This window comes from Deferrivibrio essentukiensis, assembly GCF_020480685.1.
GTDB lineage: Bacteria > Chrysiogenota > Deferribacteres > Deferribacterales > Deferrivibrionaceae > Deferrivibrio > Deferrivibrio essentukiensis.
Genome location: NZ_JAJAFU010000001.1, coordinates 71,303 through 96,227 on the forward strand (window position 1 = coordinate 71,303; position 24,925 = coordinate 96,227).

Annotated in this window: 23 protein-coding genes; 13 read left to right on the top strand and 10 right to left on the bottom strand. The window is 35.6% G+C overall.

What is annotated here, in order from left to right:
• Positions 1–163: 163 nt before the first annotated feature.
• Positions 164–1,660, bottom strand: coding sequence for a 4Fe-4S binding protein (locus LF845_RS00345; RefSeq protein WP_242818995.1), 1,497 nt, complete (start codon positions 1,658–1,660; stop codon positions 164–166).
• Positions 1,647–2,531: a DUF362 domain-containing protein gene (locus LF845_RS00350; protein WP_242818996.1), complete on the bottom strand. Its 885-nt coding sequence runs from the start codon at positions 2,529–2,531 to the stop codon at positions 1,647–1,649. Before LF845_RS00350 ends, LF845_RS00345 begins: the two co-directional genes overlap by 14 nt.
• Before the next feature lie 264 nt (positions 2,532–2,795).
• Here LF845_RS00350 and LF845_RS00355 point away from each other — a divergent pair, with 264 nt between their 5' ends.
• A complete protein-coding gene (locus LF845_RS00355) occupies positions 2,796–3,515 on the top strand; it encodes a tetratricopeptide repeat protein (RefSeq protein WP_242818997.1) in 720 nt (239 codons plus the stop codon).
• A complete protein-coding gene (folE2, locus tag LF845_RS00360) occupies positions 3,515–4,309 on the top strand; it encodes a GTP cyclohydrolase FolE2 (RefSeq protein ID WP_242818998.1) in 795 nt (264 codons plus the stop codon). Before LF845_RS00355 ends, folE2 begins: the two co-directional genes overlap by 1 nt.
• On the opposite strand, the gene LF845_RS00365 is transcribed toward folE2, so the two are convergent.
• Both LF845_RS00365 and LF845_RS00370 read right to left on the bottom strand, forming a co-directional pair.
• Positions 4,299–5,078 carry an IclR family transcriptional regulator gene (locus tag LF845_RS00365; RefSeq protein ID WP_242818999.1) on the bottom strand — a complete coding sequence of 260 codons (780 nt, stop codon included), beginning with the start codon at positions 5,076–5,078 and terminating at the stop codon, positions 4,299–4,301. The genes folE2 and LF845_RS00365 overlap by 11 nt on opposite strands.
• 90 nt (positions 5,079–5,168) lie before the next feature.
• Positions 5,169–6,662: a mechanosensitive ion channel family protein gene (locus LF845_RS00370; protein WP_242819000.1), complete on the bottom strand. Its 1,494-nt coding sequence runs from the start codon at positions 6,660–6,662 to the stop codon at positions 5,169–5,171.
• A 28-nt stretch (positions 6,663–6,690) separates the two neighbouring features.
• On the opposite strand from LF845_RS00370, the gene LF845_RS00375 reads away from it, so the two are divergent.
• Both LF845_RS00375 and LF845_RS00380 read left to right on the top strand, forming a co-directional pair.
• Positions 6,691–7,761, top strand: a complete 1,071-nt coding sequence (locus LF845_RS00375) for a DUF362 domain-containing protein (protein ID WP_242819001.1) — start codon at positions 6,691–6,693, stop codon at positions 7,759–7,761.
• A gap of 117 nt (positions 7,762–7,878) precedes the next feature.
• A complete protein-coding gene (locus tag LF845_RS00380) occupies positions 7,879–8,031 on the top strand; it encodes a hypothetical protein (protein WP_242819002.1) in 153 nt (50 codons plus the stop codon).
• Here LF845_RS00380 and cysK read toward each other — a convergent pair.
• The 4 genes from cysK to LF845_RS00400 form a co-directional block, all read right to left on the bottom strand.
• Positions 8,017–8,967 carry a cysteine synthase A gene (cysK, locus tag LF845_RS00385; protein ID WP_242819003.1) on the bottom strand — a complete coding sequence of 317 codons (951 nt, stop codon included), beginning with the start codon at positions 8,965–8,967 and terminating at the stop codon, positions 8,017–8,019. The genes LF845_RS00380 and cysK overlap by 15 nt on opposite strands.
• Before the next feature lie 8 nt (positions 8,968–8,975).
• Positions 8,976–10,262: an O-acetylhomoserine aminocarboxypropyltransferase/cysteine synthase family protein gene (locus LF845_RS00390; protein ID WP_242819004.1), complete on the bottom strand. Its 1,287-nt coding sequence runs from the start codon at positions 10,260–10,262 to the stop codon at positions 8,976–8,978.
• Positions 10,263–10,277: 15 nt separating this feature from the next.
• Positions 10,278–10,700 (bottom strand): RrF2 family transcriptional regulator, encoded by a 423-nt coding sequence (locus LF845_RS00395; RefSeq protein WP_242819005.1) that lies wholly within the window; start codon positions 10,698–10,700, stop codon positions 10,278–10,280.
• A 73-nt stretch (positions 10,701–10,773) separates the two neighbouring features.
• Positions 10,774–11,115 (bottom strand): response regulator, encoded by a 342-nt coding sequence (locus LF845_RS00400; protein WP_242819006.1) that lies wholly within the window; start codon positions 11,113–11,115, stop codon positions 10,774–10,776.
• Positions 11,116–11,172: 57 nt separating this feature from the next.
• On the opposite strand from LF845_RS00400, the gene LF845_RS00405 reads away from it, so the two are divergent.
• Together LF845_RS00405 and LF845_RS00410 are read left to right on the top strand one after the other, a co-directional pair.
• Entirely contained in the window at positions 11,173–11,766 is a 594-nt protein-coding gene (locus LF845_RS00405) for a LolA family protein (protein WP_242819007.1), read from the top strand.
• 3 nt (positions 11,767–11,769) lie between these two features.
• On the top strand, positions 11,770–13,026 hold the full coding sequence (locus tag LF845_RS00410; RefSeq protein WP_242819008.1) for an MgtC/SapB family protein: 1,257 nt from the start codon (positions 11,770–11,772) through the stop codon (positions 13,024–13,026).
• On the opposite strand, the gene selB is transcribed toward LF845_RS00410, so the two are convergent.
• Positions 12,986–14,821: a selenocysteine-specific translation elongation factor gene (gene selB, locus LF845_RS00415; RefSeq protein ID WP_242819009.1), complete on the bottom strand. Its 1,836-nt coding sequence runs from the start codon at positions 14,819–14,821 to the stop codon at positions 12,986–12,988. The genes LF845_RS00410 and selB overlap by 41 nt on opposite strands.
• A complete protein-coding gene (gene selA / locus LF845_RS00420; RefSeq protein WP_242819010.1) occupies positions 14,806–16,152 on the bottom strand; it encodes an L-seryl-tRNA(Sec) selenium transferase in 1,347 nt (448 codons plus the stop codon). Before selA ends, selB begins: the two co-directional genes overlap by 16 nt.
• Before the next feature lie 94 nt (positions 16,153–16,246).
• Between selA and LF845_RS00425 the strand changes: the two genes are divergently transcribed.
• From LF845_RS00425 to LF845_RS00455, 7 genes are all read left to right on the top strand, one after another.
• Entirely contained in the window at positions 16,247–17,404 is a 1,158-nt protein-coding gene (locus LF845_RS00425; protein WP_242819011.1) for an aspartate aminotransferase family protein, read from the top strand.
• A 9-nt stretch (positions 17,405–17,413) separates the two neighbouring features.
• Positions 17,414–18,337 (top strand): ornithine carbamoyltransferase, encoded by a 924-nt coding sequence (gene argF / locus LF845_RS00430; protein ID WP_242819012.1) that lies wholly within the window; start codon positions 17,414–17,416, stop codon positions 18,335–18,337.
• A gap of 18 nt (positions 18,338–18,355) precedes the next feature.
• A complete protein-coding gene (locus tag LF845_RS00435) occupies positions 18,356–19,567 on the top strand; it encodes an argininosuccinate synthase (protein WP_242819013.1) in 1,212 nt (403 codons plus the stop codon).
• 45 nt (positions 19,568–19,612) lie between these two features.
• A complete protein-coding gene (gene glyQ, locus LF845_RS00440; RefSeq protein ID WP_242819014.1) occupies positions 19,613–20,482 on the top strand; it encodes a glycine--tRNA ligase subunit alpha in 870 nt (289 codons plus the stop codon).
• A gap of 202 nt (positions 20,483–20,684) precedes the next feature.
• Entirely contained in the window at positions 20,685–22,685 is a 2,001-nt protein-coding gene (locus LF845_RS00445) for a methyl-accepting chemotaxis protein (protein ID WP_242819015.1), read from the top strand.
• Between the two features lie 232 nt (positions 22,686–22,917).
• Complete coding sequence (locus LF845_RS00450; protein WP_242819016.1) at positions 22,918–24,387, top strand: anthranilate synthase component I family protein; 1,470 nt, start codon at positions 22,918–22,920, stop codon at positions 24,385–24,387.
• A complete protein-coding gene (locus tag LF845_RS00455) occupies positions 24,371–24,925 on the top strand; it encodes an anthranilate synthase component II (protein ID WP_242819017.1) in 555 nt (184 codons plus the stop codon). Before LF845_RS00450 ends, LF845_RS00455 begins: the two co-directional genes overlap by 17 nt.

Here is a 24,925-nt window from a genome sequence, read left to right on the forward strand (position 1 = left end):
ACACCCTCTACAATATTATAAATTATTATATCCCATCAGAATAATTTTGTAAATAAACGTTCTATTCTTCCCACAGAGACTAAGTACTAATTTCTAAATGGTAGAATCAGATTATTTAAAAGCTCTTTGCGCAACCTTGTATAGGACTTAATTTATTAATTTTTCATGTAAGCAAGCCACCTTTTTTTATAGATGTCACATAAATAGCAGGCATATCGGATACCGGACATTTGTATGTGCAGATACCGCAGCCGATACATAGCTCAGGGTTAACCATCGGGTTTTTTACAATATATTCTTTGCCATTTTTTAAAACTGTATGCTCATAAAAAAAGATAGCTTTGGGGCTTGTGGGGCAGTGCTCTTCACAAACCATGCAATTTACATTATAAGCATATGGCAGGCACCTGTTTTTATCAATAAAGGCTGTTCCGATAACAAATCTTTTTTTATCCTCAATGGCTAAATTTTTAATTGCGCCAGTAGGGCATATCTGCCCACAAAGATTGCAGTTGTAAACGCAGTAACCGAAAGAGGGATTTCCAATAGGTGTCCAATAGCCAATAATCCCTGCCTGAAGAAAGGCAGGTTGTAAAAAGTTTTCCGGGCAAACCTTCATGCACCCGCCACATCTGATACATAAGGCAAGAAAATCTTTTTCATTTTCTGCGCCAGGTGGCCTTAATAGAGAAGGGTTCTTTTCAGGTTTAATTAAAGAAACATTAATCAAACTCATTCCTACCAAAGCTGATACAGATGAGGATACCATACCTCTTCTTGTTAAATCTATTTTAGATGATTTATTATAAAAAGTATAATCAAGGGCTCTTACTGAGCATCTATCAACACAGTCAAAAAGTAACATACATTCACTACTTTTAAATGATTCAGACCCTGGCTCTGCCTGAGCTATACAATATTTATTGCAAATTCCACAATTTAAGCAGGAATCGTCTCTTCTTATTTTAAACAAAGAATACTTTGATAATAAACCATAGAGCCCTCCCAACGGGCAAAGATAAACACACCAGAATCTGCTTTTATAGAAATTTAACACAATGAGGAGTAAAAAGAAAAATCCCACAGCAAAAGCCTGACCGTAGTAGTAATCTTCTCTTCCAAGGATATTATAAAAAAGAAAATCCTTTATGCTGTCAGGAAGAAACTCAAGTTTGTAAAATAAAGATAATATTGGCAGCAAAAATATCCCAAAACCTTTAACCACTATTGACAAAGGGTCGAAATACCCTGAGAGGTTTATCCCGAAAATAGCTGTAAAAAGTATGAAAAAAAGAAGATAATACTTTAGTCTGTAAAAATTTGTCTGTTTGTTGTCTTTTTTATAAAAATTTAGCTTTGAGGCAATAAAACTGAAAAAATGATGTATCGTCCCAAAAGGGCAAACCCATCCGCAGAAAAATCTTCCCAAAACAAGAGTTAGAAGAATAAAAATGATACTAAAACCATATATTAATTCGAAACGGTGTGAAGCTAAAAAGGTATTAATTGTAATTAGAGGATCTACGATAAAGATATATTTTATCCCTCCTTTTAAGGAAAATCCCCCGCTAAAATCATTTAAGTCAATTATGGCATTAAAGAATATTAATATAAAAATGACAAAGAAAGTTATCTGAGAGATTAGCCTAAATCTTTTCATACTGTATATTCATATTAGATTTTGATATCCGTCCCAAACCGTTATCTGCAGCCAGGGTCAGATATCTTACATCATATGGATTTATTTCAAGGTATTCGCAAGCGACTGCATCGCCGGCAACTACGTCGGTTGTAGCAATGATTCTGTTTAATTTTCTGACATATGAAAGACTACCGCCTGATGGACCGCCTTGTAACATTATTCGGGTACAATCGATTAATGTCAGGTTTGGCTTGAAAAAAGTGGCAAGCTCAAAGATAGCCTGATGTAGATTCTGATGCAGGAAGCCTCTGTTTCCACCTATGGCCCCCATCCAATTTTTCATACCTATAGTAACTTTTGAGGAAGAATGATTTTTTGCCACAGGGATATTTATTACTTTGTCAACCTCTTTGAAAATCTTAAGCACCGGCCACTGTCCGAGAAATTTTCCACCAATATCCATATTTTCATAGTGCCTTCTCTGAGGGATAAAAACATCAGCATTTTCTTTTTGAGCCAAAAGTGGTATTTTGGAAAGGTTAAACACACTTCTTGCATTATCGCAAGGATTGTCAGTAACTATAACTTTTTTTGCACCAGCTTTATAACACAGCTTTATAACCTCTGCGACAACTTCTGGGTTTGTATTGGCAGCGTACTGCGGCTCTCTTGCCCATGCCATATTAGGTTTTATCGCTACAACATCCCCCTTTTTAATAAATTTATCGATACCACCTAACATCTCAATGGCAGTACTTGCTGCTTTTCTATGGTCGGTTGATTCTGCAATGGCGAGATTTGACTTAATGCCACCTTCAGCTAATGAAGGGATACTCATGGCAACAGATGTGGCAAATCCAAATTTTAAGAAATTTCTTCTATTAATCATAAAAAACTCCATATTGTTAAAGTTTTTACTAAAAAATAAAAAAATCGTACAAACTCTATGCTAAAAGTTAATCCTTTAAAAAAATTAGTAAAGTAAAATTGTTAACAATTTTAAAAGTGTATTAGCCTTTTGTGAGTGCTTAATGTAGATAAACCGACAATGAGGCATTAATTACAATAATAAACTTTTAAACAAATATATCTTGAAAATGGTGTAATGAATATATATAATCCCAACCTCAAATAAAAATAATGGAGATATTTGATGTATACACTGATTATTTCACTTGGTATTGGCACATTAGCCGGAATAGGGGTATATTTCCTCTCTTACAATTATTTTCTTGCGATATTGACTGCAGCAGTGTTCGTGATAGGGATTAACTATTTTATAGGCAAAAAATTTCTCAAGAAGTTGACCGACCTCTTTAAGATGGTTGAAAAAGATTTGAAAGCTGACAGGGCTGATAAGGCGATTGAAAGGCTCAAGTCAGGTTATGACTACTCCAAATGGCAGTTTTTGGTTAAGCAGCAGATTGATTCTCAAATTGGTATGATACTTTACACTAAAAAGAAGTTTGATGAAGCTTTGCCGTATTTGAAAAATGGGCTAAGTAAAAACTGGATGTCCATGTGTATGCTTGCTACCTACTACTTTAAAAACAAGAATATTGACGAAGCAAAGAAGGTAATGGAAAAAGCTATCAAGGCTACACCCAAAGAAGGGTTTGTCTATGCCGTATATGCTTATATCCTTGACAGTAACGGAGAGAGGGACAAGGCAATCGAAGTATTAACCAAAGGGCTTAAAAAATCCCCGCTTGATGAAAAACTTGAATCAAATCTCGAGCTTTTGAAAAACGGGAAAAAGATGAAGATGCAAAACTACGGGACATTGTGGATGCAGCTTAATATCGAAAAAATTCCTCAAGGTGCCAAACCTTATCAAGCTCTTATTGGCAGACAAAAAATAAAACGCAGATAATGTTAAAAGATATACAAAGCCAGCAAGATTTTAGAAATATTACCATAGACAAGGTAGGGATAAAGGATATCCTTTATCCTATTACTCTGAAAGATAAAGCCAAAGGTAATCAGCATACCGTTGCAAAGATAAATGCGTATGTGCAGCTTCCTCACAATTTTAAGGGGACACACATGTCGCGGTTTGTTGAGATTCTTAACGGGTATAGGGAAAATATAAGTATTTCATCATTTAAACTGATTCTTGATGAGCTCTGCGAGAAGCTCAACTCTGATGAGGCTCACATAGAGGTTTATTTTCCGTACTTTGTGGAGAAAGTTTCCCCCGTTTCAGGTCAGATATCTCTGATGGATTATGAGTGTGGCATTATCGGCTCAAAATCCAAAGATAAAAAAGACTTTGTGTTATCCGTAAAAGTCCCCGTATTATCCGTATGTCCTTGTTCAAAAGAGATTAGTAAATATGGCGCACATAATCAGAGAAGTTATGTAAAAATTGATATCAGATATTGCAAAATGGTGTGGATTGAAGAGCTGATTGAGATAGCTGAGCGGTCAGCAAGTGCTCCGATATATGCACTTTTAAAGCGGGAAGATGAAAAGTATATTACCGAAAAGTCCTATGAAAATCCTGTTTTTGTAGAAGATATAGTAAGAAATGTGGCGGAAAAACTTATTGCTGACGATAGAATTACATGGTTTGAAGTATCAAGTGAAAACCAGGAAAGTATACACAACCATTCCGCTTATGCCGTAATTATGAGGGATAAGAGAAAAGGGTTGGTTAACCCTTAAATCCAAATTTAATAGAAAGCCTTCTGGCTATATCTTTTACCATTGATGCAGCCTCAGTATTCATTTTTTCTTCGCTTAGCCTTTCTTTCGGGGCGCTAATACTGATACCTGCAATTACATCCCCCATAAAGTTAAATACCGGTGCACCGACACATCTTACTCCAAGCTCGTATTCTTCATTATCTGTCGCAAAGCCATGTTCTCTTACCTTTTCAAGCTCTTTTTGAAGAAGGTTGAAATCATCTATTGTATTTTCAGTTACTTTTATAAGTTTCTCTTGAGAAAAGTATTTTTCAAATTCTTTCTTTTCCATGAAGGCCATTTGTGCCTTACCTGTGGCAGTGGCATAAGCTGGTCCCACATTTCCTATTCTTGGTAGCACTCTTACTGATTTGTTTGTTTCTACTAAGTTGAGATAGACTACTTTTGATCCTCTAAGGACGCTTATATAAGCCGATTCACCTGTCAAGTCTCTTAACTCTGTCAAAAACTGCATGGATATGTCAATTAGACTCAGTTTGTTTAGGTATGCTTGTGCGATTTGAAAGGTCTTTACGCCAAGCCTGTAGTTGCCTGTATACCTGTTGTGCTCGACATACCCGAAATTTTCGAGTGTGGTTAGCAACTTATTGACATTGCTCCTTGTTAGCCCAAGCTTAATACCGATTTCGCTTACACTTAATTCGTTGTCACAATCACCAAGTATTTCCAATATATCTATTGCATTGTTTACTGCTTGGACAGCGTATTCCGTTTTATCTCTTTTCATATTCAACCCCAAAAGGTATTATTCTTTTATAACGTATTTATATATTTTTACCAAAAAAAAATCAAATATTTCAATACAATATTAAATGTGTCAGCTGATACTGAATATTTTTTTAAATTTTTCAAACACTCCGGCGTAATTTGTTTTTTTGCTTCCTCGGGTCGGATTGTTTGCCTCATTCCCTTTGCTTCGTGATTCGATGACACTTCTCACTTTATCAATTACCTTTCTTTCTCGTTGGAGTAACACTTTGAATGCCTGCCTGTCGATTTCGATAGCTTTTGCCTTAGTGACAGCCGTGATTGTAGCATACCTTTTATCTCCGGTCAAAAGGCTCATTTCACCAAAAAAATCTCCTGGCTGCAATATTCCTAAGTTCTTGCCGTGCTTTTTAGCTTCAAATTTACCTTCAAGTACGAAAAACATGCTTTCTCCGCTTTCCCCTTCTTTTATGACCTCTTCATTTTCAAGATATTCTTTAATAAGTCCGTATGAAAGAAAATCTATCAGGACACTTTCGCTAATTTCTGAGAAAATATCAGATGCTTTTAATTTGTTTATTAATTCGGTATTTATAACCGGCCCCTCTTCCTCTTTTTTCATAATTACCGTTCTTATTGGGAAAGGTATCTCTATCCCTTTATTCTTGAAATTGTACCAAATACCACTATATATTTCATCTTTTGTTTTCCTTAGATTTCCTATCCCTTTCACTGTATAGTAAATTTCATATACAATCGATGAGTCACTATACTCTTTAAGAAAGATGTTTATCAGCTTTGTATTTGGGTTGCTTTTTACAACTTCAGATATAGCAGATTTAACAAGAATTGGTGAAGCAGAATAGGAAACACCAATTGTAATCATTTGGTTTATTTCAGGAGTAGGTTTTGTGTAATTAATAACCTTATCTTTTGCCAAGTTGTTATTTGGCAAGATAATATAAATATCTTGTAAGTTTTTGATTTTAGTGTAACGCCAATTTATTTCAACTACTTCTCCAAGGATAGAGTCAATTTCTATCCAATCTCCTATTTCGAAAGGTTTTTCAAGTTGAATGATGAGTCCAGAGATAAGGTTGCCTATGGTATCCTGCATGGAAAGACCTATTATTGCTGTCAGGATTGCCGACGGTGTCAAAATTGCTGCTAAATTAAATTCAAATACAGATCTCAGGAAATATAATAAAAAGACTGCAATTATTGCAAATTTCAGTATATCGGCAATTATATGGCTCGTTTTTGATGTCTTTTTTTTGATAATTTCAAGGTAATAAATATCTACCACAATTATTTTTACAAAAATACCAAAAGCAATGATTTCGACACCTTTTGAAAATTTAATAACAGGTGGGAAATCCTTATAGAAATAGATTATAAATTCAGAAACCGTTATTATGGCAACATATTTTACAAGCTTAGCAAAATTGACAGATACCTTCCCTCTTTTTGCAAGGATTTTCAGATAAATAAAAATTAATAATGTTAAGAATATAATGCCGGCAAGACTTAGGGCTAAAAAAATATTTTCTCTTGTTAAAACATCGCCTAATGTGATACCGATAAATGGCAGTTTGTTATTCATGCTAAATTTTATACTGAGGAGGTGCATTATGCAATCAAAAGTTTATTTTTCATCACTAAATAATAAAAAATTTAATTCCCCTCTAAACAAGATAAAAAAGCTTTTTAACAGACTTGAGCCGAGCAGGTATTTTGGTAAAAAATCTTTAATTGCCATTAAAACCCATTTTGGAGAGCTTGGCAATACTGCCTTTATTAATCCCGTGTATATCAGGCCTATAGCTGAAACTCTTGTTCAGCTTGGAGCAAACCCTTACCTTACCGATACAAATACGCTTTATGTGGGGATGAGGACAAACAGTGTAGACCATTTAAAAAATGCTTATTTGAACGGGTTTAACTTTTCTACTTTACAATTACCGGTAATTATAGCGGATGGACTTAGAGGTGAAAATTCCGTTTCAGTACCTATTAAAGGTGAGCTTTTAAAAAGTGTCAAATTAGCAGCTGATATTATAAATGCTGATGGTATGGTTGTTGTTTCACATTTTAAAGGGCATGAAGTATCAGGCTTTGGAGGAGCAATAAAAAACTTGTCTATGGGATGTGCTTCGAGGGAAGGGAAGCTTGAGATGCATTCCATATCTGTGCCATCTGTTCATGAAGACAAATGTACTTCTTGCGGCAGATGCCTTTTTGCTTGTGCCCATAACGCGATAACGATAAATCCTAAAGCAAAAATTAATGAAAATTGTACCGGGTGTGCAAGGTGTATCGCTGTATGTCCTGAGGAAGCTATTGGTATTAACTGGAATGAAACATCCGAAAATACTCAGCTTAAAATGGCTGAATATGCGTTTGGGGTAAATGAAGCATTAAAAGGGAAAATTTTGTATGTTAATATACTGACAAATATTAGCCCTGCGTGTGATTGTTATCCAGGGAATGATGCTCCGATTACAGGGGATATCGGGTTTTTATCTTCAACTGACCCGGTGGCAATTGATATGGCATCTTTCGATCTTGTAAAAAAGGCTATGGGGGTAAATGCTGACCCTTTTAAAGAGATTTATTCTTATCTTGATTCTATGATTCAGTTGAAGCATGCAGAAAAGTTAGGGCTTGGAAGTTGCAGTTACGAACTCATACCTATTAAATAATATAGCCACCAAATATGGTGGCTATATATGCATTTTAGAAAATTTTTTCCCTAAGAGTAATATTATTTGCCTGGCACTTTATTTTCAATTTCATCTTTGAGTGAAAGAGAGGCAATTTTGACCAGAAGTAGAGAGGACTACCTGACTGGGAATGATTTTACTTTTAAAGCCATAGGCCTTACACCCGTAAGGCCTGTTTTCATCCCATGTAACATAGAAAAATTTACATTTGTAGCAATTAATCTTTTTTCGCATTTACCTTACAAATAAGTCTGTGCTCAAATATCTTTCCCCTGTATCACACACGATAAATACAATATTGTCATTTTGCTTTGCAAGATTTTTTGCCACTTTTTTTGCTGCTTCAAAATTAGCTCCTGAAGAGATACCCGCTGCAATCCCTTCAGTAAAGGCAAGCTCTTTCGCCGCTTCAATGGCTTCCTCATCATCTATTGTAAGAATATGGTCAACTACATTTAAATCTAAATTTTTAGGTATAAAACCAGCACCTATCCCCTGTATTTTATGTGGTGCAGGGGCGAAATCTTCTTTACTTAGATACTTAGTGATTGCAGGGCTTTTTGCAGGTTCAACCGCAACGCTTGTGACACTTTTAAAAGAAACACTTTTCAGATACCTTGATGTCCCAGAGATTGTGCCCCCTGTCCCTACACCTGCAACAAAAAAATCTACATTACCTTGAAGGTCTCTGAATATTTCAGGACCAGTAGTAGCCTCGTGAATTTTAGGATTTGCAGGATTCTCAAATTGCTGAGGCATAAAATATTTTTCAGGGGTTTCTTTTAAGACTTCGGTTGCTTTGTCAATAGCCCCTTTCATCCCTTTTTCAGCAGGTGTAAGAATAAAGTCTGCTCCGTAATATTTCATCATAGCTCGTCTTTCGACACTCATTGACTCAGGCATGACAAGTGTCACTTTAAACCCGAGTGAAGCCCCCATCATGGCAAGGGCAATCCCTGTATTGCCGCTTGTAGGCTCAATAATTTTCATCCCCTCTTTTAATTTACCTGTTGAAATAGCATCGTTAAGCATTCCGTAAGCAATTCTGTCTTTTACCGAAAACCCCGGATTTCTGCTTTCAAGTTTTGCAAATAGATTTACTCCAAGCTCCTTTGATACTTTTTCAAGCCTTACAAGCGGTGTATTTCCTACTGTCTGGTACATTTTGTTATATAAATTCCTCATAATTACCTCTACATTTTGTTTAGTGCCTGTTCGATATCTGCTATAATATCTTCAGGCTCTTCTATCCCTACTGAAAATCTTATAAAATCATCAGTAACGCCTGCTTTTTCTCTATCCTCTTTGCTTAGCTGTTGATGAGTTGTGCTTGCGGGGTGAATTACAAGACTTCGTGCATCACCAATATTGGCTACATGGCAAACCATTTTCAAAGAATTTATAAATTTTACCCCTGCGTCATATCCCCCTTTTACTCCAAAGCCAATGATAGCCCCATAACCATTTTTTAGATATTTAACTGCATTTTTATGGTCAGGATGAGAGCTCAGTCCCGGATAGTTGACCCAAGATACTTTTGGATGCCCTTCAAGAAATTTTGCTATTTCAAGAGCATTTTCGCAATGTTTCTTCATCCTTAAAGTCAATGTTTCAAGCCCTTCTATAGCCATGAAAGAATTGAATGGGCTGATACACGCTCCTATGTCTCTTAGAAGCTGCAGCCTTACTTTCATTGAAAAGCTTGCACCCTTTAATACGGCTTTATTATGATTTCCAAAAGCATCCCAATATATAAGACCATGATAAGATTCATCAGGGTTTACAAATTCGGGAAATTTGCCGCTGCTCCAATCGAAATCCCCTTTTTCAACAATAGCTCCACCCATGCTTGTACCGTTGCCGGTAACATATTTTGTTATAGAATAGATAACAATATCAGCACCATAGTCGAAAGGATTGCAAATGTAAGGGGCAACAGTGTTATCAACAATAAGTGGTATTTTTAAGTCGTGGGCATATTTTGCAATTTTTTCAAAATCGCCCACATTATTTTTAGGATTGCCTATAGTTTCGATGTAAAATGCTTTAGTTTTTTCATCAGCAGCATTTAGGTAGTTTTCAGGGTTACTTGAGTCTATTAGTTTTACCTCTCTTCCAAGTTTCCTGAATGTGTTTTTAAAAAGGTTGTATGTCCCTCCGTAGAGGTTTGAAGAAGAAACGATATTGTCTCCAAGCTCGGTAATATTTAATATTGCGTAAAACATTGCAGCATGACCGCTTGCTGTGGCAATTGCAGCTGTCCCGCCGTGTAGAGCGGCCAATCTTTTTTCAAGCACATCTGTTGTAGGGTTCATCAATCTTGTATAAATATTGCCAAACTCTTTTAATGCAAAAAGGTTGGCTGCATGCTCAGTGGATTTGAACATATATGCTGATGTTTGATAAATTGGTACTGCTCTTGCTCCTGTTGAGTCAGGCTCATAACCTGCGTGTAAAAGTTTGCTTGATACATTTTTCATGGCTCGTCCTCCGGCTTATATTATAAAATCTACTGTATTTTTATTTCTTATTATTTCGGCAATCTTGACAGCCGTGATACTTTTGAAGAAATCGGCAATGGTGTTATTCAGATCATCAAAAATATTTTTAAAAACGCACAGATGCTTGTTTTGCAATGGTTCGCATTCAAAAACTTTTGTACTTGCCTCAGTGACGTTTATTATGTCAAAAAGTGTTATCTCTTCAGGATTTTTAAGTATGTAAAATCCACCTTTTGCGCCTCTTTTAGAGTTAATTATGCCGCTTGTTTTTAAGTCATTTAGAGTGAGCTCTAAAAATCTTGGTGGGATATTGTATTTAGATGATATGTCAGATGCTTTTAAAAAACTTTTCCCATGGTTTAGTGTCAGCTCTCCGATGGCAATCATTGCATAAACAGTTTTGACATTAAGGTTCATCAATCCTCCTTTTTAGGTAGGATATATGAGAATTTGAAATTGTCAATATAAAAAATCATATTTTTGATGATTTTTATGACTTTAATAGCAGTTTGTTCAAAAATGTTATTAACTCGGACTTATCTATTACAAAGTCAAACCGACTAAGCTCATTATCATCAATGTTGTCTAAAATCCCAGAGCAGAAGATTGTTTTTATATCAGCTGTAGTATCTTTGACAAATCTATTGAAACTCACCCCTTTCTCGTTCTTAAGATTTTGATCAATAATTGCGTATTTTATATGATTTTTTTTGACGATTTCTTTCGCCTCATCAATTGTCCGTGCGTAGTAAAATTTAGCCCCTGCGCTTGCACAAACAAAACTAAGCATTTTGGCAAAAACTTCTTCATCATCCAACAAAAGTATACTCAATCCTTTACTCCTTTGAAAAAAATATCTATAATATAGCATATTTTTACGGAGGATAAAATGAGGATATTTTACTTTTTTATGATTTTTGTTTTTTCAAGCAGTCTGTTTGCTGAGAATATAGATACTTTGATTAATAAATTTACTTCAATCAAGAGTTTGAAGGCAGATTTTTATCAGGAAACAACTATTAAAGACTTTGGCACAGATGCATATACAGGTGTTATCAAATTGCTATCAAACAGCAAAGTCATTTGGGATTATAAAAGTCCATACCCTCAGTATTACCTTTTTACAAAAGATAGTATGGAGTACTATGACAGCTCAACCGAGCAGTTGATAAGACAAAAGGTAACTTCAAGCGGATCTAACAATATAATTTTTCAAATTTTACTTGATTTGAAGGAATCCAAAAACACATTTAATTTTGAAGCTGTATCAGATAATGTTGTAAAGCTTATTCCGAAAACCGATATTGGACTCAAATATCTTTTGATAGAATTTTCCGATGAGTATATAAAGAAGATAACAAGTGAAGATAATAATGGAAATCTTACTACAGTGACTTTTACCAATGTTCAAATTAATGTTAAGCTCGATGGGTCCGAATTTAAGAAAGAAGTCCCTTTGAACACAGAGATTTTTAATTACTGATCAATGGATGTTCTGTTATCTTTTTTTATGTCCACTGCCCTTGCTCTTTTGATAGGGGTAGAGCGACAGTATAGTGTCAGAAATAGTTCTGAAAATGAGGCTGTGGCAGGTGTAAGGACATTTTCTCTGGTTGGCATTCTTGCTTATTTATCAGGATTTTTGACAATCAAATTAAGCTATCTTTTTGGAATCGCCGGATTTTTGACAGTACTTCTTTTGGCAGGATTGGGGTATTTAAGAGATTTTTCTACAAAAGGGAGGGGGCTTACAACTGAAATTGCACTTGTGGTGACCTTTCTCTCTTCATATTTAATCTCTGTAGGTTACAGACAAGTTGGCGTAATCAGCGGCGTTATTTTGTTCACTTTTTTGTCCAATAAGGATTTACTTCACACCTTTGTCAGTAAGCTGACTAAGGACGATTTTGTGGCTACACTGAAGTTTTTAATATTGGCTGCAATTGTTTATCCGCTTTTGCCGGATAACTCTTTTATGGGGATTTCAATGCTAAACCCCGCAGGGGTATTTAAAATAGTTGTTTTGATTGCCGGCATATCTTTTATGGGTTATGCGGGGATAAGACTAGTTGGGGCTAAAAAGGGCCTGATTGTATCTGCAATTTTAGGCTCATTTGTCTCTTCAACTGCGGTTACGATAAATCTTTCAAATTTTTATAAAAGCAACAAGGAATCTGGCAGGCTTTTGACGGCAGGTATTATTTTAGGTTGTACGATAATGTTTGTGAGGGTTTTAATATTGGCATGGGTATTCAATAATACCCTTTTTAAAAATATCTTTATCTACTTTATACCTGCGATAATTTTTTTACTGATTTTTTCCGGGATCAGTCTAAAAGATGCGTCAAAAGATAATCTTGATAACTTTAAGATAGAAAATCCTGTAAGTATATCTTCGGCTGTAAAATTTGGATTATTGCTTTTGGTTATAATATTGATGGCAGATTTTATGAAAAAACACTTTGGTGATGCAGGGGTTTTAGTTTTAGCAGCTATTTCAGGCATTAGTGATGTGGATGCGATAACAGTTTTGATGTCAAAAATGGCGTCTACGGATTCGGGGAACAATATATATATGCTGGCAATTATTGTAGCTTCCATCGTAAATAGCCTGGTTAAAGGTTTTCTTGCAGTTTATATTGGTGGCAAAAATTTTGGGTTGCGGGTTCTAAGTGCACTTTTTGTGGGGAGTTTCATAATAGTTATTTTTTACTTTTTAAATACCGTTTATTCTCTTTTTTAATAAAGTCGGGGTGATTGTCCAGAGTTTCAAGGAGCGGGACAAGGATTTTTCTTGGGGCGTTTATAATCTCTTTTGAGTTTTTTATGTCAACGTATCCATCTTTTAAGGCAAGTTTTTTAGCGTCTTCAATAAATTTATCATATGTTGTTTTTGCGACATAGACATTATCTGCTAATTTTTTTATCATATCTCTATTGGAAAGTATTTTTATTGCATTGTTAGCATCATCTAAAGTGATATTCATCCTTTCGGCAATGAGTGTCTTATTGGAGAGGGTAATATCTTTTTGTATTTCCTGTAATACCTTGCCGGCTAATATCTCTAATGGTGAATCATTTTTTTTCTCTATCGTAAAATTATTAATTTTAAAACTTTCGTTTAGGACTTTAGTTTCAAGAAGATTTTTTATTACGGCAAAAAGCTTTTTATTCCCCAAATAAGTTTCTGGTATTACTGATGAAATATCAATATTGTCTGATTCCTTGAGCTTATTTTTTACTATACCTAACCATTTTGAGATGAGTTTTGCATCAATTTTAAGGTTGTCAAATGAAAGTATTTTTAGCTCTTTTAAAATATTGTCAACTTCAAAATCAAAGTATTGCGTTTTGGTATAAAAGTATAACCCCTTATCAATATTACTAAATATATGCTCAATTGTGTCTTTTACGTTTTCTTTGAGAAGAGCTTCGTGGATAATCTTATTTTTTATGCCGAGTGAAGGGGCAATAATTTTACCTGCACAAACGGTAGTGGTAGGCTCAAGCCCTCTTATAAGAAATGTCTCACCTGTAAATGCCGGATACTCGGTTTGAAAGACTATTTTGCAGAATGCTGACTCACCATTTTTAACATTTTTATTACCGAAAAGGATAATTTTTGCATCGACGTGTGTTGCCCCAATAAATACATGATAAGTTTTGTTTGTTTTAAGGACAAATTCTTTGTCTATTTTGTCAAAGATTATAATTTTGCAGTAGTACTCTTTGAAAGGTTTATATGAATCTTTAAAATATAAAATATTCCCCCTTTCAACTTTGCCTGCTTCAATCCCGGTAATATTGAGAGCTAATCTTTGGTGAGCTTTGCCGACATTAACTGCTTTGCCGTGTACGTTTATATTTTTAATTTTTACGCTAATATTTTGAGGGTATAGGTTAAGTTCATCTCCGATACTTATTTTTCCGAATAAGCAGCTGCCCGTTACAATAGTGCCAAAACCTTTTTTATGAAATACCCTGTCAATGCGATAATAAAAGGGCTTGTTTTCATTATCCGATTTGAAAATTTTAGCATGTTCTAAAATTATTTTTTTAAGTTTTTTCAAACTCTCTTCATTGAAAATGCTTACAGGGATAAAGTCAATTGTTTTAAAATTATAACCGATAAAAAAATCCCTAATTTCAGACACATTTTTGTCTAAGGTTTGACTGTCTAAGAGATCTGACTTTGTGATTACCACAATTATTTGTTCGATACCAATCGACTTGATTATGTTTGTATGTTCTATTGTTTGAGCTTTAATTTTTTCCTGTGCATCTACAACTATTAATCCTATATCAAAGCTTGTAGCACCTGCTATCATGTTTTTAACAAAGCTTTCATGACCCGGCACATCGATAAATGATATCAAATGGTTATCCAATTCAAAACCGGCATACCCCAAATCGATGGTGATACCTCTGTTTTTTTCTTCTTTAAGTCTGTCCGGATCTGTACCTGTAAGAGCTTTGACAAGTGATGATTTGCCGTGGTCAATATGTCCGGCTGTGCCGATAATTATATTTTTGCCCAATTTATGGCCTCAGCAAGTGTTAATATTTCATCTTCAGTAATTGCCATCATATCAAAAAGTAAATGGTCTTCCCCTTTTCTGCATATCACAGGGGTTTCAAATTCCCTCAGGCGCTTTTCCATTGACTTTGCTTTGTAGGTATGGATTATAAGCCCTATCGAGTCAACCTCTTGTAAAGGGCAGCTTCCACCCCCGATGTATGTTTTGGTAGTCACAATTTCCGAATCTATTTCACCTATTAGTGACTTTAACTTTTCAGCCTTTTTTGTTAACTCGTAACTATTTGCCTTAAAAAGGGTTAATGATTTTATTTTATTTTCATCCGCTTCAATGTAACTTTTAAAAGTCTCTTGCAGAAAAGCGAGAGTAATTTTATCCACTCGCAACATCCTTAAAAGTTGATTTTTCTTAAGTTTGTCTATTAATTTTTTCTTGCCTAAAATTATTCCACACTGCACAGAGCCTATTAGCTTATCTCCACTTGCACTAACCAAGTCGATACCGCTCTCTACCACTTCCTTTAGTGTAGGTTCATTGCATAATGTTTTAAAAATGTCCGAGAGAAAGCCGCTGCCAAGGTCATAGTAGGAAATAATATTTTTATCTTTTGCCAGTTTTGCAATCTCTTTGTGGCTTACATCTTCGGCAAATCCTATGATATTATAATTACTTTTGTGGACTTTCATTAGTATGGCAGTTTTTTTGTCAATATTTTCCTCATAATCGCGAAGTTTTGTTTTGTTTGTTGTGCCTACCTCTTTTAGTTTCGCACCGCTATTATTCATCACTTCAGGAATACGAAAACTGCCACCAATTTCAACTAATTCGCCTCTGGAAACGATGACATTTTTGTTTTTTCCGAATGTATTCAGTATTAAGAATACCGCTGAGGCATTATTATTTACGATTAAAGCATCTTCAGCCCCCGTCAGTATCTTTAAATATTCCGCTACATGATGGTATCTGTCACCTCTTTCCCCTTTTTTTAAGTCATACTCAAGGTTTGAATAGCTTGTAACAATCTTTTTGATGTTTTCAAATATTTCCTCAGATATTGGTGCCCGTCCGAGATTTGTATGAAGCACTACACCGGTAGCATTAATTACAGGTATGAGTGTGCCCCTATATATTTGCATGTATCTTAAATGAATGTCTTTTATTATTGTGTGTGAATCTAAGGTTTTTACATTGCCTTTAAGAATTCTCTTTCTCAGAGCATCAAGCACTTCGTCGATACAGTAGTTAAGAAGTGCCCTATTATGGCAGTTTGCTGACAAGGAGTTTAATAAAAAATTTTTATTCGGTATTTTTTTAAGTAATTCTTTAGTCATATTGAAGTAAATATATAAAAATATTAGGTGCTATTGCAACATAAAATTGATTTTTAGGATACAATTATATATAATCCTTGTTTTCGGAGGCGCTATGGACAGTTTAATCAAATGTTATAAGCGTTATGATATCTCCTTTATCAAAGGGGAAGGTGCTTATCTTTTTGATAAGGATGGCAAAAGTTATATTGACTTTGGCTCCGGTATATCGGTGACAAATTTAGGTCATTCTTTTGAGCCTGTTGTTAAAGCAATTTGCGAGCAAGCAAAATCGCTCATTCACACTTCTAATCTTTATGGTATTGATATTCAGGAAGAGGTTGCGGATATTATTTCTGAAAATTCGTTTGGTGGCAGCGTGTTTTTTTGCAATTCCGGAGCAGAGGCAAACGAAGCCGCTATTAAGCTTGCAAGAATTTATGGCAATAAAAAGTATAATGGTTTGCGATATAAAATTATATCATTGAAAAACTCCTTTCATGGAAGGACTTATGCGACACTTTCTGCAACCGGGCAAGATAAAGTAAAAGATGGATTCAGACCGGTGGCAGATTACTTTTTTCATATTGATACTAATGACTTTGATGCATTTTTAAGCCTTGCCAAAAAAAATAATGTGGTTGCAGTGATGATTGAGCTTGTTCAGGGGGAAGGCGGTGTAGTACCACTTGAAAGAGGATTTGTCAAAGCACTTTACGATTATGCAAAAAATAATGATATACTCTTAATTGTGGATGAGATTCAAACGGGAATGGGCAGGACAGGAGAGCTTTTTGCCTACAAGCATTACGGTATAGAGCCTGATATCATGACTATGGCAAAAGCGCTTGGTAACGGTGTGCCAATAGGTGCAATGGTCGCGAGAAAAGAAGTGGGTGAGTATTTGAGCTATGGTACTCATGGTTCTACCTTTGGGGGTAATTTCCTCGCGTGTGCGGCAGCAAAGAGTGTTTTGAAAGAGATGCTTAAGCCCGGGTTTTTGAAGTCTGTTAAGGAAAAAGGGGATTATATCAAAGAACGTCTTGTTAAAATTTTTAGTAATGTTGGAGATGTCAGGGGGATTGGAATGATGCTTGGTGTTAAGCTCTGCGAAGATATTGATGCAGCAGAGTTTGTGAAAAAAGCATTAGTAAGCGGCTTAGTGATTATCCCTGCCGGGAATAATACGTTTAGGGTCTATCCACCGTTAAATATAGATTACGATACGTTAGACAAGGGCTTGCAAATTTTTGAACAACTTTTGACAAAATAGGAGGAAGTTTTGAAAAGAGATTTTTTAACACTTAAAGATTTTACGAGAGAAGAGCTTATAGAGATGATTGAGCTTGCAATAAAGTTGAAAAGGGATAGAAAGGAAAATATTGATCAGACTCATTTTATGAAGGGGAAAAAAGTCGCACTTGTTTTCGAGAAATCTTCTACAAGGACAAGAGTTTCCTTTGAAGTTGGTGTTTATGAGCTTGGTGGTTACCCGCTATTTTTAAGCAAAAATGATATTCAGCTTGGACGAGGTGAAACTATTGCTGATACCGCAAGGACACTTTCCCGCTATGTTGATATGATAATGATAAGGACTTTTGCACACTCTAAAATTGAGGAATTGGCAAAATATTCATCAGTCCCCGTGATTAACGGACTTACTGATGATTTTCATCCGTGTCAGGTAATGGCAGATGTTATGACTATTTATGAAAAACTCGGCAAATTTAACGGGGTTAAGGTTGCATTTGTCGGAGATGGTAATAATATGGCAAATTCATGGATGATTGGTGCGGCAAAGTTTGGAATGGATTTTACGTTAGCTTGTCCAAAAGGCTATGAAGCTAAAAAGGAAGTTTTTGAGGAATCACAAAAAATCGGCAAAGAGACCGGTGCTACTATAGATATCGTTTATGACCCTTATGAGGCAGTAAAAGGTGCAGATATAATTTATACGGATGTTTGGGCAAGTATGGGGCAAGAGGAAGAGACGGAAAAGAGGATAAAAGATTTTAAAGGGTATCAGGTGGATTCTAACCTAATGAATGCAACGGGGAAAAAGACATATTTTATGCATTGTTTACCTGCCCACAGGGGTGAAGAGGTAACAGAGGATGTTTTAGAGTCTGAAATGTCAATTGTTTTTGATGAGGCAGAAAACAGACTTCATGCCCAAAAGGCTATTATGGTAAGTTTAATAAAATAAAATAATCGGAGGTTCACTATGGCAAGAGAGAAAGTAGTATTAGCGTATTCAGGAGGACTTGATACATCAGTTATTTTAAAGTGGCTTGAGCTTAAAGGGCTTGATGTCATTGCTTATGTTGCGGATTTGGGGCAGAGGGATGATTTGCCGGCAATAGAAAAGAAGGCTTATGCATCCGGTGCTAAAGACTTTAGAATAGTTGATTTAAAGGAAGAGTTTGTTAAGGATTTTGTTTTTACATCTATAAAATTTAATGCCCTTTACGAAGGTAGATATTATTTAGGGACTTCCCTTGCAAGGCCAATTATAGCAAAGGGTATGGTTGAGCTTGCCAAGGAATATGGTGCCAAATATATTGCTCACGGTGCAACAGGAAAGGGTAATGACCAGGTAAGATTTGAATTAACTGCTGCTGCGCTTGCTCCGGAATTAAAGGCTATCGTGCCATGGCGTGACCCTGAATTTTTTAACGTAATTAAAGGTAGAAAGGAAGCTATGGAGTTTGCAGCCAAACATAATATTCCTGTTAAGGCAACAGTTGACAAGCCTTGGAGTAGTGATGAAAACTTGATGCACATAAGCTTTGAAGCAGGGATATTAGAAGATCCTGCTCAGAGGCCACCAAAAGATATGTTTGAATTAACAGTTGCTCCTGAAGATGCCCCGGATACTCCTGAAACTGTTGAAATTGAATTTGTTAAAGGTGAGCCTGTAGCTGTTAATGGTGAAAAGCTGAGCCCTGCAAATTTACTAAAGAAATTAAATGAAATAGGCGGAAGAAATGCAGTAGGTAGAGTAGATATGGTTGAGAGCAGATATGTAGGTATGAAGTCAAGAGGTGTGTATGAAACACCGGGTGCAACTATTTTGATGGCTGCACATAGAGATTTGGAAGGGCTTACACTTGACGGCTCGCTTATAAACCTTAAAGATACTTTGATGCCAAGGTTTGCTCATCTTGTGTATGCAGGCTATTGGTATTGTGCTGAGATGGACTGCTTAAGAGCATTTTTGGAAAAATCTCAAGAATTTGTGACAGGAAAAGTTATGCTTGAGCTTTACAAAGGGAATATTACTGTTGTTTCAAGAGAGTCAGCATATACACTTTATGATAAATTGGTAGTATCTATGGATGACGATTTAGGTGCTTATAACCAGACAGATGCTACAGGATTTATAAAATTACACTCTTTACCACTAAGAGCGAATGCTAAAAGGATGAAAAAGTAGCTAAAGTATTAGAAAAAATGTGCGATACATATTGATGGAGGAAAGATGTATTTTCAAGATGTAATTTTGAAGTTGCAGGAGTTTTGGGCTAAAAATGGTTGTATCATATATCAGCCTTACGATATAGAGGTAGGTGCGGGGACGTTTAACCCCGCTACTTTTTTAAAATGTTTAGGCCCTGAGCCTTGGAATGTTGCATATGTGGAGCCAAGCAGAAGGCCTACTGACGGAAGATATGGTGAAAATCCCAACAGATTGCAGCACTATTATCAGTTTCAGGTTATCTTAAAACCTTCACCTGAAAATATTCAGGAGCTTTATCTTGATAGTTTAAAATATTTAGGAATTGACCCGCTAAAGCATGATATTAGGTTTGTTGAAGACGATTGGGAATCTCCTACACTTGGAGCTTGGGGGCTTGGCTGGGAAGTATGGCTTGATGGTATGGAAATTACTCAGTTTACCTATTTTCAGCAGGCAGGAGGAATAGATTTAAAACCTATAAGTGGAGAAATTACTTACGGTCTTGAAAGGATTACAATGTATCTGCAAGGGGTAAATTCTGTATTTGACCTTAAATGGAATGAAAATGTTACTTATGGAGATGTTTACCATAGAAATGAGGTAGAAGGGTCAACTTACAATTTTGAGGTAGCTGATACTGACATGTTATTTAAGCTTTTTGATATGTATGAAGCTGAGTGCAAAAGGACGGTTGAAAGAGGATTACCGCTTCCGGCATATGACTATTGCTTGAAGTGCAGTCATACTTTTAATCTGCTTGATGCAAGAAATACGATTTCAGTAACTGAAAGGACTGGTTACATTGCAAGAGTTAGAAATTTGGCAAAACTTTGTGCGGAAAGTTATCTGAAAAGTCGTGAGGAGATGGGTTTTCCGCTTTTAAAAAGATAACTTCTTGTAAATTAGTAGCTTTTTGTATGCTGATATTAGTATACAAAAAGCTTTTTTTATACATGTACACAAACATAAAAATTTTGCTTGTTAAATATGAAGAATGCTCTTAAATTATATGTATTATGAAGTTAATATAATTGGACGGCATAAATTTTATATTTAATAAAAAATATGCACAAAAAATAGTTTGGAGCAGTTTATGTTTTCTAATATGAAAATCAGGACTAAAATTGTCCTGTCAGTCAGTGTTATCCTTATAATAAGCCTTTTGTTAATGGGATTTACTATCGTAACTATAACAAAAAAGAAGGTTTCTGAGGAGATTGCAAAGCAGATTACCGCAGAGGTAGACACTTTTAAAAAATCTCTGGAAGGGACATTTAAAACAGCTGATTTGGTTGCTGAAAACGGAGTAAAAGACGGATTCCAAATGCTTGAAAATGAGGCAAATGGTTTTGCGGAAACACTGATGAATATGTATTCTCTATATGCAGCTCAAGGGGAGGATCAGTCGACCCTATCTTTTAGAATGGCAAATCTTATCTTAAAGAAAAAAGTTTTAAAGACCGGTTTTGCTTATGCGTTAAAAGTAGATGATGGTAGTTATGCGGTTAAGCCTCCTTATTCCAAAAGTATGAAAGATAGTGGTGACTATCTCAATCAGATACTTGAAGAGATGAATGGTACAATTACTTATGAGATAGATACGGAGAAAGGAAAACAGAAAATATATGCGGCTTTTAGATATTTTATTCAAATGAATTGGGTGGTAGTAGTAGCTATCCCCGAAGATGAGCTATTATCAGGTTCAAGAGTGCTTCAGACTAAAATGCTTGATAATATAAAAGAAACAATCAAGACAACTAAGATAGGAAAGACAGGTTATTTTTACGTTATGAATTCTAAAGGGGTATTGGAAGTTCACCCTAATAAAAAATATGAAGGCACAAGTATTTTAAAGTATGATTTTGCAAAAGAGATGGTGAAAAATAAGAACGGGGTTGTAAGGTACGAGTGGGAAGGGAAGTATAAAATAGTAGCCTATAAGTATTATGCCCCGAAAGATTGGATTATTGCAGGTGGTTCATACGAAGATGAGTTTACAGGTAGTACTATTACGGCTATAAGGTCTATTATGTTATTGTCAAGCATAATAGTTATTGGGATCTTTTTGGTATTGTTGAGGATTATTTTTAAGATAAATATTTTAAATCCGATAGATGAACTCCAGAGACTTTTTTCTGAAATTGCCGAAGGGGATTTAACAAATACCCTTTCTGTAAAAAGTAGGGATGAGATTGGTATAATTATTGAAAATGTGAATAAAATGGTGGAGCAGATGAATACAGCTTTATGCGGAGTAAGTAAAGCTACAATTGATGTTACAAGCTCTGCCGATGCATTGGCCGTATCCAGCGATGAAATGAGCCAAGGTGCAGAAAGTCAGGCGGAAAGAGTGTCCCAGGTGGAAGTGGCTGTTCATCAGATGACTGCAACAATTCAGGAAATTTCTCAAAATATAGAGCAAATTACGAATGAAATTAATTCAGTGAGGGAATCCGCAGACACAGGCAGAAAGATTTTGGATGATACTGTCGATAGTATAAACACACTTTCAGGCTCAGTAATCAATACGGGACAAAGTATCAAGCAACTTGGGAAATCTTCTGAGCAGATAGGTGAAATTTTAAGCGTAATATCAGAGATTGCTGACCAGACAAACTTGTTGGCATTAAATGCTGCAATAGAAGCAGCAAGAGCAGGGGAGCATGGTAGAGGGTTTGCCGTGGTGGCTGATGAAGTTAGAAAGCTTGCCGAAAGGACTGTGAAAGCGACTGGCGAGATTGACAATATGATAAACAATATCCAAAAAGAGGTGGAGACTTCCGTAAACGATATGGATAAAGGGGTGAAACTTGCTGAAGAGGGTAGCATGATGGTAGGTAATCTCAAGATAAGCCTCAGTGAGATTATTGATGGGGTAGTTGAAATTGCCGATAAGATTACGGCTGTTGCTACCGCAGTTGACCAGCAAAGTGCAACAAGTCAGGAGATTTCAAATAATATGGCTGATATTGCTGCCATATCACAGGAAAACTCTTCAATAGCTGAGGAGAATCACAATCAGGCAGAAAGATTAAAGGGTTTGGCTGAAGAGCTAAGAGTGATAGTTTCAAAATTTAAATTGAAAGAATGTTAAAAAATGCTTTACAAATTATAGTGGATAATATATAGAGTGAATTATGAAAAATTTTAAAGTGAATTTAAATTTAACAGCTTGGTGGTGGACAGTAACAATAAGTTAGGTTGTTCACCATAAAACTATGTCGATAAGGGCCGTGTGGTGAGCAACCACACGGCCTTTTCTGTTATATTCTAAGGCCGTGGGATAAAACTCGCGGCCTTTTTTTATACCAAAAGGAGGATATAAAATGCTTTTTCCGGATTTTGAGACATTTAAGGAAGATTTTAAAAAGTATGACAGAGTGCCTGTCTACAGAGAGATTGTGGGGGATACGTTTACACCTATTGCACTTCTAAGAAACTTTTCAAGTGAAGATAATCTGTTTATGCTTGAGAGTGCAAATTTGGATAAGACGTTTTCAAGATTTTCGTTTTTTGGGTTTAAGCCTAAAGAGGTATTAACCTTTAAAAACAGAAAACTTTATTCCTTAAAAAATGGGAAGAAAACTGAAATTGATATTAACCCTATGGATTATCTCAATAACAATATCAAGACATTTAATGGAAAATATTATGATGATTTCGGAGATTTTACCGGTGGATATGTAGGTTACATCGGTTACGAGATGATTAATTATATGGGGATTTTGAGAAACAGGATTAAAGAGCCAAGTCATGAAAGTTTAATGCAGCTGATGCTTATTGATGAATTTTATATTTTTGATAATCACTTAGGAAAAATGTATTCATGTGTGTCCGTTGACTGTAAAGAAGATGCAGAGCAGGCATATGAAAAAGCAAAAAAAACAACACTAAAAATGGCTGAAAAATTACACGGGCTGAATTTTGATAACTTTGAGACCGATGATAATTTTGATATCAATAGTGAATATGAGGAAAATGAATTTATTGAAACGGTTGAGAAGTTAAAGAAGGATATTTATGATGGCGAGGTAATACAGTGCGTAATCTCAAATAAATATGAAATAAATTCAAAAATAAATCCTTTAAGCCTTTACAGAGCGCTCAGAAATCTAAACCCGTCACCTTATATGTTTTATTTAAAGTTTAATGGTGAAGTTGTGTGCGGCTCGTCCCCTGAGATACACCTTAAGGTAAAAGATAGAGTTGCCACATTAAAGCCTATAGCGGGGACTTATCCTGTGGGAGAAAATCTTGATGAGATAAAGGGAAATCTTTTAAAGGATGAGAAGGAGCGAGCCGAGCATCTTATGCTTTTGGATTTGGCAAGAAACGATTTATACACTTGCTGCAAACCTGAAAGTGTAAAGGTTAGCAAGTCCTTTGTGCCTGAAGTTTATTCTCATGTAATTCACATAGTTTCAGAAGTGACAGGTAAGCTAAACGATGATTCCTCAAATATTGAACTTTTTATGAATACATTTCCAGCAGGCACTGTAACAGGTGCACCAAAGGTAAGGGCTATGGAGCTTATTGACAGTTATGAAAAAAGCCCGAGAGGATTTTATGCAGGCTGCACAGGGTATTTTTCTTACAGCGGTAATATGGATACCTGTATCACCATAAGAAGTGCAAAGGTAACAAACAGTAAGACTGTTTTCAGGGCAGGTGCAGGAATTGTCCACGATAGTGTCCCTGAGAAAGAGTACAAAGAGGTGCAAGAAAAATTAAAGGCACTTTTCAAAGCTCTTGAAAGAATAAAAAATATGGAGAGGTACAATGTTTTTACTAATTGATAACTACGATTCCTTTACATTCAATCTTTTTGGGGTATTTAAAAAGCTTGGACAGGAGGTGAATGTTATTAAAAATGATGAATTTATCAAAGCTGACAACTATAAAGGGATAATACTTTCTCCCGGGCCTTCAAATCCTGCTAATTCAGGGACAACTCTTAAATATTTAAATGAATATGCAGGCAAATTGCCTATTTTTGGTGTTTGCTTAGGGATGCAGGCAATAGGCTACTATCTGGGAAATCAAGTGAGAAATGCAAAAACGATAAAGCATGGTAAAGTTGAGGATGTAAAGGTTATTAAAGAGGATGTTTTATACTGTGGGATTCCGAAATTATTTAAGGCTGTCCGCTACCACTCCCTTGTGGTGGATATTGATGAAAATTTTATTACTTCAAAAAGTGTTTCCGATAACGAGGCGATGTCCATAGAGATTCCTGAAAAGAAATTGTTTGGAGTCCAGTATCATCCCGAATCATTTTTAAGTGAGTATGGGGACAAAATAGTAGAAAATTTTGTAAAATATTGTGGAGGCTAA

Bases quoted from the DNA above. Each gene is read 5' to 3' on its own strand.
- LF845_RS00345 (WP_242818995.1), bottom strand. From the start codon at position 1,660: ATGAAAAGATTTAGGCTAATCTCTCAGATAACTTTCTTTGTCATTTTT.
- LF845_RS00350 (WP_242818996.1), bottom strand. From the start codon at position 2,531: ATGATTAATAGAAGAAATTTCTTAAAATTTGGATTTGCCACATCTGTT.
- LF845_RS00355 (WP_242818997.1), top strand. From the start codon at position 2,796: ATGTATACACTGATTATTTCACTTGGTATTGGCACATTAGCCGGAATA.
- folE2 (WP_242818998.1), top strand. From the start codon at position 3,515: ATGTTAAAAGATATACAAAGCCAGCAAGATTTTAGAAATATTACCATA.
- LF845_RS00365 (WP_242818999.1), bottom strand. From the start codon at position 5,078: ATGAAAAGAGATAAAACGGAATACGCTGTCCAAGCAGTAAACAATGCA.
- LF845_RS00370 (WP_242819000.1), bottom strand. From the start codon at position 6,662: ATGAATAACAAACTGCCATTTATCGGTATCACATTAGGCGATGTTTTA.
- LF845_RS00375 (WP_242819001.1), top strand. From the start codon at position 6,691: ATGCAATCAAAAGTTTATTTTTCATCACTAAATAATAAAAAATTTAAT.
- cysK (WP_242819003.1), bottom strand. From the start codon at position 8,967: ATGAGGAATTTATATAACAAAATGTACCAGACAGTAGGAAATACACCG.
- LF845_RS00390 (WP_242819004.1), bottom strand. From the start codon at position 10,262: ATGAAAAATGTATCAAGCAAACTTTTACACGCAGGTTATGAGCCTGAC.
- LF845_RS00395 (WP_242819005.1), bottom strand. From the start codon at position 10,700: ATGAACCTTAATGTCAAAACTGTTTATGCAATGATTGCCATCGGAGAG.
- LF845_RS00405 (WP_242819007.1), top strand. From the start codon at position 11,173: ATGAGGATATTTTACTTTTTTATGATTTTTGTTTTTTCAAGCAGTCTG.
- LF845_RS00410 (WP_242819008.1), top strand. From the start codon at position 11,770: ATGGATGTTCTGTTATCTTTTTTTATGTCCACTGCCCTTGCTCTTTTG.
- selA (WP_242819010.1), bottom strand. From the start codon at position 16,152: ATGACTAAAGAATTACTTAAAAAAATACCGAATAAAAATTTTTTATTA.
- LF845_RS00425 (WP_242819011.1), top strand. From the start codon at position 16,247: ATGGACAGTTTAATCAAATGTTATAAGCGTTATGATATCTCCTTTATC.
- LF845_RS00435 (WP_242819013.1), top strand. From the start codon at position 18,356: ATGGCAAGAGAGAAAGTAGTATTAGCGTATTCAGGAGGACTTGATACA.
- glyQ (WP_242819014.1), top strand. From the start codon at position 19,613: ATGTATTTTCAAGATGTAATTTTGAAGTTGCAGGAGTTTTGGGCTAAA.
- LF845_RS00445 (WP_242819015.1), top strand. From the start codon at position 20,685: ATGTTTTCTAATATGAAAATCAGGACTAAAATTGTCCTGTCAGTCAGT.
- LF845_RS00450 (WP_242819016.1), top strand. From the start codon at position 22,918: ATGCTTTTTCCGGATTTTGAGACATTTAAGGAAGATTTTAAAAAGTAT.
- LF845_RS00455 (WP_242819017.1), top strand. From the start codon at position 24,371: ATGTTTTTACTAATTGATAACTACGATTCCTTTACATTCAATCTTTTT.